The sequence below is a fragment of the Pseudomonas sp. SGAir0191 genome (assembly GCF_002812565.2).
GTDB lineage: Bacteria > Pseudomonadota > Gammaproteobacteria > Pseudomonadales > Pseudomonadaceae > Aquipseudomonas > Aquipseudomonas parafulva_B.
Map to the genome: position 1 here is coordinate 2,959,699 of NZ_CP025035.2, position 12,020 is coordinate 2,971,718.

General features: G+C 53.5%; 12 protein-coding genes. 4 read left to right on the forward strand and 8 right to left on the reverse strand.

Annotated elements, in window-relative coordinates:
• Positions 1–56 precede the first annotated feature (56 nt).
• The 7 genes from CWR53_RS13315 to CWR53_RS13345 all read right to left on the reverse strand — a co-directional run bounded on the left by CWR53_RS13315 (position 57) and on the right by CWR53_RS13345 (position 7,076).
• Positions 57–1,508 carry an aldehyde dehydrogenase family protein gene (locus tag CWR53_RS13315; protein WP_100851810.1) on the reverse strand — a complete coding sequence of 484 codons (1,452 nt, stop codon included), beginning with the start codon at positions 1,506–1,508 and terminating at the stop codon, positions 57–59.
• The gene (locus tag CWR53_RS13320) at positions 1,505–2,359 is read right to left on the reverse strand and encodes an NAD(P)-dependent oxidoreductase (protein ID WP_258313156.1); all 855 of its coding nucleotides are present in this window, start codon (positions 2,357–2,359) and stop codon (positions 1,505–1,507) included. Before CWR53_RS13320 ends, CWR53_RS13315 begins: the two co-directional genes overlap by 4 nt.
• 125 nt (positions 2,360–2,484) lie before the next feature.
• A complete protein-coding gene (locus CWR53_RS13325; RefSeq protein ID WP_100851812.1) occupies positions 2,485–3,876 on the reverse strand; it encodes an FAD-binding oxidoreductase in 1,392 nt (463 codons plus the stop codon).
• Positions 3,877–4,113: 237 nt separating this feature from the next.
• On the reverse strand, positions 4,114–4,464 hold the full coding sequence (locus tag CWR53_RS13330) for a RidA family protein (RefSeq protein ID WP_100851813.1): 351 nt from the start codon (positions 4,462–4,464) through the stop codon (positions 4,114–4,116).
• Between the two features lie 9 nt (positions 4,465–4,473).
• Positions 4,474–4,824 carry a cupin domain-containing protein gene (locus CWR53_RS13335; RefSeq protein WP_100851814.1) on the reverse strand — a complete coding sequence of 117 codons (351 nt, stop codon included), beginning with the start codon at positions 4,822–4,824 and terminating at the stop codon, positions 4,474–4,476.
• Positions 4,825–4,841: 17 nt separating this feature from the next.
• Positions 4,842–6,218 (reverse strand): MFS transporter, encoded by a 1,377-nt coding sequence (locus tag CWR53_RS13340; RefSeq protein WP_100851815.1) that lies wholly within the window; start codon positions 6,216–6,218, stop codon positions 4,842–4,844.
• Between the two features lie 90 nt (positions 6,219–6,308).
• Positions 6,309–7,076 carry an NAD(P)-binding domain-containing protein gene (locus CWR53_RS13345; protein ID WP_100851816.1) on the reverse strand — a complete coding sequence of 256 codons (768 nt, stop codon included), beginning with the start codon at positions 7,074–7,076 and terminating at the stop codon, positions 6,309–6,311.
• Positions 7,077–7,667: 591 nt separating this feature from the next.
• Between CWR53_RS13345 and CWR53_RS13350 the strand changes: the two genes are divergently transcribed.
• The 4 genes from CWR53_RS13350 (at position 7,668) to CWR53_RS23530 (ending at position 11,062) form a co-directional block, all read left to right on the forward strand.
• On the forward strand, positions 7,668–9,188 hold the full coding sequence (locus CWR53_RS13350; RefSeq protein ID WP_100851817.1) for an FAD-dependent oxidoreductase: 1,521 nt from the start codon (positions 7,668–7,670) through the stop codon (positions 9,186–9,188).
• 173 nt (positions 9,189–9,361) lie between these two features.
• The gene (locus tag CWR53_RS13355) at positions 9,362–10,426 is read left to right on the forward strand and encodes a GlxA family transcriptional regulator (protein WP_258313157.1); all 1,065 of its coding nucleotides are present in this window, start codon (positions 9,362–9,364) and stop codon (positions 10,424–10,426) included.
• Positions 10,427–10,435: 9 nt separating this feature from the next.
• Positions 10,436–10,825 (forward strand): LysR family transcriptional regulator, encoded by a 390-nt coding sequence (locus tag CWR53_RS13360; protein ID WP_100851818.1) that lies wholly within the window; start codon positions 10,436–10,438, stop codon positions 10,823–10,825.
• Positions 10,826–11,062: a LysR substrate-binding domain-containing protein gene (locus tag CWR53_RS23530; protein WP_100851819.1), complete on the forward strand. Its 237-nt coding sequence runs from the start codon at positions 10,826–10,828 to the stop codon at positions 11,060–11,062. It abuts the gene before it with no gap.
• 68 nt (positions 11,063–11,130) lie between these two features.
• Here the strand turns inward: CWR53_RS23530 and CWR53_RS13370 are convergent, their stop codons facing one another.
• Positions 11,131–11,697, reverse strand: coding sequence for a hypothetical protein (locus tag CWR53_RS13370; RefSeq protein ID WP_138031823.1), 567 nt, complete (start codon positions 11,695–11,697; stop codon positions 11,131–11,133).
• Between the last annotated feature and the right edge of the window lie 323 nt (positions 11,698–12,020).

Below are 12,020 nucleotides of genomic sequence, written 5' to 3' on the forward strand. Positions count from 1 at the left end.
AACCCACAGGGCCGCTAGCAGCCCTGTGAGGTAGTTTTCAAGCAGTAGGTACGCGGTCAGGCCAACTGGTACGTGGTCTTGACGCGGGTAAAGAACTGACGAGCGTGAGTACCTTGCTCACGCGCCCCCAAGCTCGAAGCGCCGTTACCACCAAATGGCACGTGGTAGTCGACACCAGCGGTTGGCAAGTTGACCATCACCATGCCCGCCGAGCTATTGCGCTTGAAGTGCTCGGCATGACGCAGACAGGTGGTAACAATGCCCGCCGACAGGCCGAAGGCCGTATCCTCGGCAGCAGCAAATGCCTCGTCGTAGTCACGCACCTTCAGCACGCTGAGCACCGGCCCGAAGATCTCTTCGCGGTAAATGCGCATTTCCGGAGTGACTTCTGTGAACAGCGCCGGCTTGAAGAAGTAGGCACCCGCTTCGTTTTCAATTCGCTCACCACCGCACACCAACTTGGCGCCCTGCTCGCGACCGCTGGCCACATAGGACAGATTCTGCTCCAACTGGCGCCCGTCTACGACCGGCCCGATATCGGTGGTGTCCTGCAATGCATCGCCCACTTTCAGAGCTCGGGTACGTTCTGCAAGACGAGTTACGAATGCGTCATGGATACCCTCGGTGACAATCACTCGCGAGCTTGCCGTGCAGCGCTGCCCAGTGCTGAAGAACGAACCGTTGAGCGCCACGTCAACTGCCTGCTCCAAGTCGGCGTCGTCGAGCACAATCAGTGGATTCTTACCACCCATTTCCAACTGAACTTTCTTCATGCCATCAGCTGCGAGCTTAGCGATCTGGCGCCCGGTATTTTCTGAACCGGTGAAGCTGATGCCATCGATTTCCGGGGAACGGATAATAGTATCGCCCACGCTGCGACCAGGCCCGATCAGCATGTTGAAAACACCACCAGGCAGTCCAGAACGGCTGATGATTTCAGCCAGGGCCCAGGCCGAAGATGGCACGAGCTCAGCGGGCTTGAACACTACGCAGTTGCCATAGCACAACGCCGGAGCGATCTTCCACGCTGGAATGGCAATCGGGAAGTTCCACGGTGCAATGATGCCGATCACACCGAGTGGCTGAGTAAAGACATCGATGCCAACGTCCTGGCGCACCGACTGGTACTTCTCGCCTTCAGCACGAAGCGCTTCCTGGGCGTAAAACTTGAACGAGCGACCCGCACGATCAACTTCGCCCAAGGCTTCGCGAACGATTTTGCCTTCTTCACGGGCCAGCAACGCCGCCAGCTCTTCACGACGGGAAAGAATTTCAGTGCCGATGAAGTCCAGTGCGTCGGCGCGATGCTGAGGGTTGCTGCGTGCCCAGGCAGGCTGAGCACGACGCGCTGCGGAAATAGCTTGCTCGGTGAGATGCTGGTCTGCTCGCACGAAACACTCGACAACTTCACCAGGATTGGACGGATTGCGGTTTTCCAGGATGTCAGCACCGCTGTCCAGGTCAACGAAAGCGCCGTCGACGAAGCTGCTCTTGATAGCGATTGTCATGCGGTACGGATCCCTTTCACGTGGGTTTGTCGAGCGACGAAATCAGTGATGTTATCGACGGCGCGATCCATCAACTGCTGCATGGCATCCTCACTGCTCCAAGCAATGTGCGGGTTGAGGATGAAATCGTCACGGTCAATCAGCTGGAACAATGGATTGCTGGGGTGCAGGGGCTCGACTTCAACCACGTCCAGCGCCACTCCACCCAGGCGGCCGTTTTGTAACGCATTGATCAAGGCTGCTTCGTTGACAATGCCACCACGACCAGTGTTGATGACAAGCGCATCCGCCTTCATCAACGCGAGCTTCTCAGCATCAATCATGTTGTGGGTTTCAGGCGTCAACGGCGCATTGATCGAGAGGACATCGCAGCTCTTGAGCAAGCTTTCCAGTGAGCGACAATCTGGCCCAGGGCGTTTGCCACCGCGATCCTCGAACAAGACTTCCATACCGAAGGTGCGCGCAAGTTCGGCGAGACGCAAAGCAATCGGCCCGCTGCCAATAATCGCCATTTGCTTGCCACGTACATCACGGATGCGGTGGTCGAAGTAAATGTTTTTGTATTCGGCCTGCCCGGCATGCACTTTGCGCATCAGTCGGCTGAACGCTGCTGGGCGGCGGAACAGTTCGAGCATCATGGCCATGCTGTGCTCGGCCACCGTGTTGGCGGCGTAGCCAGGGACACTGGACACCTCGATGCCATGAGCATCGCAGTAACCGACGTCAACGATGTCGCGGCCAGTGAGCGCCAACGAGATCATTTTCAGCTTCGGCAATTCACGCAGATGCTCTTCGCGCAGCGGCACGCTGCAAGTGAGCGCGACCGTGGCATCCTTCAGGTGCTCCAGCACTTGGTCAGGATGGGTGTAGGCGAACTGCGACCAGGTATGTTCGCAGTCAGGGCTTTTCAGACGTGTCGAGGCCGCAAGCCCCTCGTCATCCAGGAAAACAATGTGTTCGCTCATGATCCTAATACTTATTTTTTCTGGGCGGGGACATAGCCGGCAGGCGCCATGGAAACCAGCTGGCGGGTTATGAAACCAGCGTCCTGGTCGTGGTCTTCGAGGGACTCTTTACGCACCAGCGCATCACGCACCATGTGCGCCCCGAAGAAACGGAATGGCTCTGGTGGTAGTAGCTTCATTTTCTGGTTGACCAAGCCACAGGTGGCCCACTCGTCATTGGCATGGGTGGCCAGTGACTTGATGATACGGCTAGCGAACACAGTAGTCGCCACACCATTGCCCGAGAAGCCGATGCCGTAGCTGACTGTCTGGTGATGATCGAGGTAGCCGAAATTGGGCAGGCCCTTCATTGCCCGGTCTATAGGGCCAGTCCAGCTACTTACCACCGGCACATCTTTCAACTGTGGATAAAGACGACGCAACTCGGCAGCAACCTTGTCAGCAGCTGGCGATGGTTTCTCATAGAGATTGCCGATGCGCCCGGCATAAGCGAACTGGCCCAGCGGCTTGCCGAACACTACGCGGCCTTCTGGCGTATTGCGCCAGTAGTTTAGGACGGTACGAGAGTCCGTCATACATTCGCCACGGCTGAAGCCGATGGCATCGAGCTTGGCCTTCACAGGCGCAGTAGCAACCATATCGCTGGACATGATTGCGATCATGCGACGCAGCTCCGGGAACTGCGCGCCCCATGCATTGAGTGCAAGTACCACGTGACTCGCATTCACATGGCCCTTGGCCGTATGCACAACAGGGTTCTTACCACGCACAAGATGAGTGAATGGCGATTTCTCGTAGATCTTCACCCCCAGCTTCAATGCCACACGGCGGAGACCACGAGCGAGCATGGCGGGCTGAACGGTGGCTGCGTTCGGATCGTAGATACCACCCAGTACCAACGGCGAGCCAACTCGACCGCGAATAGTCTCGCGATCCAGTTCCTGGAACGGGTTCACGTCAAGCTTCTGCAAGCCATCCGTCAGAACCCGCCAGGAGTTCATCTGCCGCTGGTTAGTCGCAGTCCAGAGCCAGCCATCCTTGCGGTACTGAGCATCAATACCGTGTTCAGCGCAGAAGCTACCGATTTCATCAATCGCAGATTCCGCTGCCTCACAGATACGCCGCGCCTCAACGTCACCGCAGATGGTGCGAACCGACAGGTACTTGCCCCACCAGTTCGTAGCAACACCACCGTTACGACCACTTGCACCAGAACCACAACGGTCACGCTCGACGATGACAACGCTTTTTCCAGGATGGGCCTGCTTAAGACGAATGGCCGACCACAAGCCGAGGAAACCACCACCTACGATACAAACGTCCGCCTGAACAGGCTCTTCCAGCTCAGGAGCCAGATCGCTATCCAGATCGAGGGCTTGGGCATACCAAAATCCACGATACATAAAGTCTTGCCTTCGAATGAGTGATACTTGACAAAATGTTGCAGCAAACGCGCACTAACAACTATTACAGGTGAGACAATTGGCATTATGCAAATGCCATCACACCTAAATTCAGAAAGCAGCTCTGCTGCGCGCACATAAGAGATGCAAAAAATAGTCTGCCAACGGGGTTTAATCACTGCCTATTCAAGTGAGCAGAGACAAGCACCCTGTGACAGGCCAAACAAGACGCTAGATTTAGAGATAACCTGAAGCCTGGATTTCGATGCGGTAGTCGCCGCTCGCCAATTGAGAGCCTACACAGGCCCTCACTGGAGGGTTCAAGCCCACCCAATTATCATAGACACTATTCATCTCTTCGAAGTCTGCCATATCCGCGAGCCAGATCTGAATTCGGGCCAGATTGATTTTGTTTGCACCAATTTTAGCTAACAAAGACTCAAGCTGATTGAGCACGCAACGAGTTTGCTCAACAATATTGGAGCCTTCTGGAACCAGCGCGACCAGGCCAGCAGTATCAAACCTGTCACCAGCAACAACAAGCTGCGATGCTCGCTTGCCGACACCAAATCTCTGAATAGAAGTCACATCGAATCCTTAGAAGAGCACGTAGGTCTTACGGAAAGTCTCGTGAATGTGCCACACACCTTCGCAATTCTCAGGAAACAGCACTGCATCACCTGCACGGAGCTCTACGGGCTCACCATTATCTGGAGTGAACGTACAGTAGCCGCTGATCACATGGCTGAATTCCCGATTCTTGAGGTGGCGACGGAAGACACCTGGAGAACTTTCCCAGATACCAATACTAGCCCCTACAGCCTCCGAGGCCTGATCCTGACCGGTGCATGCATAAGCAATGAGATCACCGATAGGTAGGCGCGCCGGACTTGGCTCGCCCAGAATCGCGTTTTCAGAATTACGTACAACGGTCAGAACTTCGCTCACTTATTTTTCTCCAAAACTTACCGGGCTGCCGATTGACGACGCGAAGAGCGCTGAGGCTCAGAAAGATTATCAATAGAGGCCGCTTGGTGAAGATCCTGGGTTCCAGTCTCAGGAGCCATCAGGATCGCTACCAGAGCGCCAATCAAGCAAATAACTGCTGCGAAAATCATCGTCCCACCCACGCCAAAATTCTCTAGTGAAACAGGCACGAGATAGATGCCCAGCGCGGTACCGATACGAGATAGCGAGGTAGCCAAGCCATTCGCCGTTGCGCGAATTTCGGTAGGGAACAACTCGTTCGGGTAAACGTACTCCAGAACCTGAGCTCCGCCAGTAGTGATTGCGTAGCCAACAAAGAGGGCGAGGACTAGCGTCGGTGAGCTGTCGGGGAAAATACCCAGCAGAAGCAGGCACAACCCTGACCACAGGAAGCTGTGGATTAGCATATTGCGACGGCCCATCACGTTTATCAGCTTCACGGCCAGCAAGCAGCCAAGCGCCATGAACGCGGTGATGGCAACCGATCCCCAACTGGCCAAGTCACCCTCAAGCTTCAACGCCTGGAGCACCTTAGGAGCAAAGGTGTAAACAGCAAACAGTGGGATAATTGCACAAGTCCAGAACAGCGTCACAAACACCATTCGCTTGCCATAGCCAGAATGGAAAAGCGAGCTAACAGTCAGTTTTTTGCTGCTTTCTGGCTCTGGCAGATCCGCGACAGAATACTCAGGGCCGTAAACCTTTTTGATTACTGCATCTGCTTCCGCCTTACGGCCTTTGCTCAGCAGCCAACGTGGAGACTCTGGGGTACCCGCACGAGCCATGAGGAAGAGCACACCTGGAACAATGGCACTTGCAAGAACCCAACGCCATGCTTCGGGGCCACCATAACGCAGCATCAGCTCTCCAACAGCGTATGCTACTGCGGCGCCAAGCAACCACATGAAAATCAGACTGGACAGCAGCGGCCCACGACTTTTGCGCGGCAAGAACTCGGCCAACAGCGAGGTAGCAATAGGGTAATCCGCTCCAACCGCTACGCCGATGAGCAATCGCCAAACAAACAAGGCCATTGCAGATTCGACCCAGAATTGAGCGACTGAAAAACCGATGATAGCAACGAGATCTACAAGATAGAGAACTTTTCGGCCAAATTTATCGGTAAACCAACCGCCGACGAAGCCACCAAAAAACACGCCAATAAGTGCAGACGCAGCAATCAGGCCCTCCCAGAACGCATTGATGTTCAATGCAGCTCCGATCTGGATCATGACTACGCCAATGATACTGAGCACGTACCCATCAAGGAACGGGCCACCTGCGGAGTAAATAGCAAGCTTTTTATGAAAACTGTTGAGTGGAACATCTTCGATAGACGTTTTCACATTGGACATGACGCTCTCCTATTATTGTTATTTCATGCTGCACGAACAGCCCATCCGAAAACGAATGAACAAGGCATCAACCTGTAGTTCAGGAGTGAACTACATGCGATTCAACAAAGCATCAAGCACTACCTCGCAAGCTGCCCCCCAAGGGGCGCTAACCTGCTGGTGCCTTAGCACATTAAGTCCTTTGGCAGAAAATGTGCCTGGGGTAGAAGCCTGCTCTCCCAAGGCTCTCAAGTTTGAGGACGGGATGCTGGCAGCCATCGATATGCTGTCCTGAAAATTGCTCACGACCAGCTGATGCGCTTGAGAGGGGCATAATCCGTTATCAACCAACCACTCATGTAGATCATGCATAAGGAAAAGAAACCAGCCACTCATACAAGCTGCCACTGTCGCAAGCTCAAACTCCCGCTCGCCGCTGACAGCCAGCACTCGACCAAGCATCGACAGTAAATGAGTGCAGCCTTCATCCTCAGGCCAAAGCACGCTGATAGCACGACTGTGCTGATCTGAGAATGAGAGCAAGACCCTTACGCAGGTCGCACCGGGAAACAGGCGCTCAAGCCTATCGTGACCAACCCCCGCGACTGCTGAGATTACAATCTGCCCCTGACGCACAGTGATTTCTTTCGCAAGCTGATCAATTGCACGCGCAGGCACACAGAGCAATATCACATCTGAGCTTTCAACCACCGCCTGGTTGCTACCCATTATTACGCATGCTTCCTGCTTCGAAAGGCTCGAGCTTCGCTCATAACCTCGGGGCGAGAGATGTACTGGAAGAGAAAACCCTTGGCGACGCAAGCCGACAACTAGCTTTTCCGCCAAACCACCCACGCCGATAATTCCAATATTCTTCATGCATGCATTCCGCTTATAACGCAACGTCATTACCACGAAACCCTAGTAGCGCAAGGTAGCCAAGGCCGCGCAAGAAGCGCTCAGCTCAAAGCCAATCACCTGACAGCATCCATAAGCACGGCGATGACGGCAGGCACTATCGCACCGGCTCAACAGGAAATATATAACGCAAGAGACGACTTTTATGATGCCGGCGCGGGTGATATTCCACAGCCGACAAAGCATCGCAGCGGCTACCGACAGGATGGCATAGCCTCCCTCTAGAACCGCCCAAACCCGGGTCTCCGCCGCTACCTTATATTTATTGTCATTAGCGTTATGGAGGGGTTCACGCCATCGTTTATGATGCACTCCAAGAGCGGCTGGCCGATTATCCGAGCGCGCGGAATCGATCCATGTGCACGTCGGGCTGCTATGTGCACGCTCACAGATACCCACCAGTCTGGACGTCCTTCCGTTATCACTGGCTGCAGTCGCATTTGCGGTGCAACGCTCGTCCCGGTTGGACAGTCTCCAATAATATAAAAACCGGAGTACCGTAATGAAAAGCGACGAAGTGTTGGTTGGGCTGCCATGTGTAGGGAGTCTGCAATGAGCAGGGGCCCTCTTAACCAGTTGAACGATCAGTCCTACGACGTGATTGTCATCGGCGCCGGCGCTGTGGGCTGCGCGGCGGCACGCCAGCTCGCGGGCCGTGGGTTCAGAACCCTGATTGTTGATCGTGGCGATATAGGCGCTGGCACTTCATCGCGGTCAAGCCGCATGCTCTACTCCGGTCTGGGCTACCTGGCTGCACGCTACCCACTGTGGCAGATGGTTTTTCGTCCCTTTGACATGCTCCAACGTTTGAAATACACACGCGACGTCATGCAGTGCCGGGCAGAGCTTGTTCGCGAAATGCCCAACCACCTCACCAAGCACAAATTTCATTATCCTTTCCGTGCTGGCGACCAATATCCGGCTTGGTTGGTAGATATCGGCTTCAGGGTCGTCGAAGCCCTGGGAGGCTGGAAGGTACCTCTCTCCTACCGCCGTACAACTCGCGCCAAAGCAGGCCAGGAAAGCGCGCTCGCCTCAGGTCTCAGTGACAACGTCAAGAGCGTTGGATTCTTTGAAGAGTACATGTATGCGTGGGCTGAGCGCATCTGTGTAGATACTGTGCTAGACGCTGAGCGCCGTGGTGCCACTGTGCGCACCTATTCCGAAGTCGCAGGACTGACCGAAAGCACTGACGGCTGGTACGTACAGCTTGCTGATAGAGCACCAGGAAGCAATGGAAAGGCAACCGTCAAGGCAAAGTTGGTGATCAACGCGACAGGCCCTTGGGTGGATCGCGTGCCAGGAGCCGGCGGTAGCAATGCCAAACGCGTGATTGGAATCAAAGGCGTCAACGTGATGGTGCGTCTCCCAGAAGCCTACAAAGGTCTCGGACTGGAAGCGTTTTCCAGCAAAGGCGAGCCCTATTACGTTTTCCCATGGCGCGACTACCACTTCATTGGGCCAACCGAGTCGGAGTTCACTGACAATCCTGACAACGTGCGTGTTGAAGATCAGGAAATTGATTACATCCTGAAAGAGGCAAACACGCTGTTCCCTAAACTGAAGCTCACACGTGATCACGTGCTGCATTGCTGGTGCGGCGTTCGGCCGACTTCCACCATTAACGGTCACGAGACCAGCCTCCCAGTAAGGTTGTCAGAGGTTCCTGGCAGAGCAGGCATTCTGACAATCACCGGATCCACAATCATGCTCCACCGCCACGCCGGCCGCCTGATTGCAAAAGCGGTCGAGTCTCGGCTGGGTAAACGGAACGCAGCCCCTAAAGGACTTCTGGCTGGTACGAAAGTAGACGTTTCCAACGTAGATGAAGTTCTGCGAAATGAACACGTGGTTCGACTTAGCGATCTGGTTCGTCGACGCCTGCCGTGTGGCCTGGAGCCGGATCTGGGGCGTTCAAAAGCTGAAGAGTTGTCAGTGAAGGCAGCAAAAATCCTTGGCTGGTCTGAAGAGCGGCGACTGGAAGAACTGGCAGCCTTCGAAGCTGATACCGCCAAGGTATACCGCCAGCTAACGAACTCGCTTGCTAAGCGGAAGCAAGCAGGCGCCTCGTAATACCTCTATCCGGTCTGTTGTGGGGTATACTGCGGATAATGCACCCCACAACTTGATTTGGAACTGCTGTACAGCACCTAGTGGCTTGCGCAGAATCCTTTTCGTTTAGCTCAGTCAAGGTGATCGAGGCGAATGCCCTTCGCCAATGGGCTTTCACCAGGAAGTCAGTAATCATGATACTTACTGAGCAATCCCCTACTTTAACCAACCCACTCCAAAGTATAAAGCCGGACTTACGTGTAGGCTTTGTCCTGATGAACCAATTTACATTGGTTCCTGTAGCAGGACTTGTCGACTCTCTGCGCTTTGCTGCAGATAAGTCTTTTCGCAGTGAGCAAATTCATTGCCAGTGGGACTGGATGACCTGTGACGACCAACAGGTCTCCGCAAGCTGTGGAATGGTTATTTATCCAACCAAACCACTCAATCTCTGGGCACAATATGACTATATCGTAATTGCAGGCGGTCTATTGGGGGAAACGCGAAACCCTCCCAACTGGCTACTGGAAGCGCTTCGTGAGATTCATATCGCGAGGGTGCCAATAATCGCCCTATGTTCCGGATCTTTTGTACTTGGCAAAGCAGGCCTGTTAAACGGGCGCCGCTGCGCCGTGCACTTTACCATCCGCGACGAGTTCTGCACGCTTTTCCCAGAAGCTACAGTGATCATGGATAAAAGCTATGTCGATGATAACGGCATAATCACCTGCCCTGGAGGAACCGCAATCGACTTAGCCTCCAATCTAATCAGAAAGCATTGCGGTGCCTTACGTGCTCGAAAAGGGCTGGAGTATCTGCTAGTCCAAGACAAAGATAAAGACACTGAGCGGGCAGAAAGTTCACAAGACACCTTCTATGAACATGCTCGAGTGCAGCGAGCAATCGTATTCATGCGAGCCAACATTGATCAAGCGCTCCCTATGAAAGCCGTTGCGAAAGCCGTGGGAACGAACCCACGTCAACTGCACCGAGAGTTCGTTGCGAACACTCAAGACACCCCTGCTAACTACTGGCGAAAATTAAGGCTAGATCACGCCAAGCGCCTACTAATCAACACAAGCCAGAACGTCACGACAATTGCGCTATCCTCGGGATTCTCAGATGCCTCGCACTTCATTGTTTGGTTCAAGAAAGAGTACGGAGAAACGCCGGTCAGCTACCGTAAACGCCGCCGTGAAGTGCAGATGTTAAGTAATGAAGTTAGCCAGGGCGCCTTTACTGACGACCCAGACCTTTGACTTCATGCCATGAAGCATCTGAAACTCGTGCTGTTGCATACGTTCGTGATGATCGTTGAATGCCGGAGTCTGTCACTCGCAGCCACTCGCTTGCACAAGTCCCACGCGACCATCAGCATTCAGTTGAAAAAGCTTGGAAATCAGGTAGGCACACGCTTGCTTAACCGGGGGCACCAAGTGGTTGGACTGACGCCCGCAGGTGAGCTGCTGCGATATTCAAGAAGAATACTTGCGCTCAGCAGGGAAGCCTTGGTTCGCCTGTCAAATCAGGAACCTACCGGTAACGTACACTTCGGCATTGCCGACGACTACGCTAAAGCCTTCCTTGCTCCCATTATTGGTCGGTTTACAACCCAGTATCCAAGACTACGGCTGATAATTCGCAACGACATAAGCTAAATCGAGTTCTCTAGCTTAGAAGCTAGAGAACTCGATTTAGCTCTCGTTACTCGCCGCGACAGCAATCCAAACGCCGAGATATTGCGGTGTGATCGCCTGCATTGGGTATGCGCCCAGCACTATCCACTGCCAGCCCAAGGCTCCATACCGTTTGCCTTGTACCCGGTAGGTTGCGGCTATCGCGAAAAAATTCTCGCAGCGCTTAGTCGTAACGGGCGTAGGATGGAGGATTTATAGAGAGCAGTTGGACGGAGAGCTATTTCAGCACAGCTCCAGTGGTCTGTGCTGATTTGTTTGGAGAATCCCTAGCAATGAGCAGGGTGCTTTGCTGCCAAAAACGCCGCAGTCCATAGCTGATCTGCCAGCCACTCAGCTTCAGAGGGATCAAGCATCCACGCAACCCAGCCGAACTTCATAATAACCACACCGTCTTCGACAATAATTGCCAAATCGTAGACAGCATCTTTAGCATCGTCGAATTCGAATAACGGATCAGGGTTATGGAAGGTTCCATGCCCAATAAATCTTTCTCCAGACATGTCCGAATACATTTCATCAATACCCGACTTGGGCTCTGACATGTAGGGCGCTATGAGGCCACTCCAGCATGCGATTCGATGTTCGAGCTTACGCTGAGTCTCAATAGAACGCCGCTGCTTAGCCAGATAAATCAGTGAATAACTCAAGCTTGTAGCTACCTGAACGGCTTGAATGAGCGTGTACGCCACCCTGAAATCATGTGACCATGTATTTACGAGACCCGAAGGCTCTAGTTTCACAGCGGCATTGTAACTCTCAAGCCCGCCTGGGAAATTGAAAGATTTCACTGCTTTGAACGAAGAACTGGATTTGCGAGGCTTGCTGGAAGTCATAATGCTCTCAATAATTTTCTCATAACCTTATAAACGGTTCATTTAGAAAAACCTTGAGCCTAATTTTGATTTTTTTGCTACTCATCTGTGAAAGCCTTCAATAAACAGCAAATCCTAGCGCCTGCTCGCGGTGAGCCAATCAGACATGGAGGTGCGACGTATGGACACGACAGATGCCAACTTTATAAGTACGCCATAAGGAGACCGTTTAAATCGTGCCTTGACGAACCACCCAAATAACCGAAAAATGCTCAAGTTTTCCGGATAAGCGTAGGGCACCATGAGATATTTCGTGACATACATCTGCTTCGATACTTCGGTCG

Coding starts and splice junctions, on each gene's coding strand:
- CWR53_RS13360 (WP_100851818.1), top strand. CDS start 10,436: ATGAAGCATCTGAAACTCGTGCTGTTGCATACGTTCGTGATGATCGTT.
- CWR53_RS13370 (WP_138031823.1), bottom strand. CDS start 11,697: ATGACTTCCAGCAAGCCTCGCAAATCCAGTTCTTCGTTCAAAGCAGTG.
- CWR53_RS13315 (WP_100851810.1), bottom strand. CDS start 1,508: ATGACAATCGCTATCAAGAGCAGCTTCGTCGACGGCGCTTTCGTTGAC.
- CWR53_RS13345 (WP_100851816.1), bottom strand. CDS start 7,076: ATGAAGAATATTGGAATTATCGGCGTGGGTGGTTTGGCGGAAAAGCTA.
- CWR53_RS13340 (WP_100851815.1), bottom strand. CDS start 6,218: ATGTCCAATGTGAAAACGTCTATCGAAGATGTTCCACTCAACAGTTTT.
- CWR53_RS13350 (WP_100851817.1), top strand. CDS start 7,668: ATGAGCAGGGGCCCTCTTAACCAGTTGAACGATCAGTCCTACGACGTG.
- CWR53_RS13325 (WP_100851812.1), bottom strand. CDS start 3,876: ATGTATCGTGGATTTTGGTATGCCCAAGCCCTCGATCTGGATAGCGAT.
- CWR53_RS13355 (WP_258313157.1), top strand. CDS start 9,362: ATGATACTTACTGAGCAATCCCCTACTTTAACCAACCCACTCCAAAGT.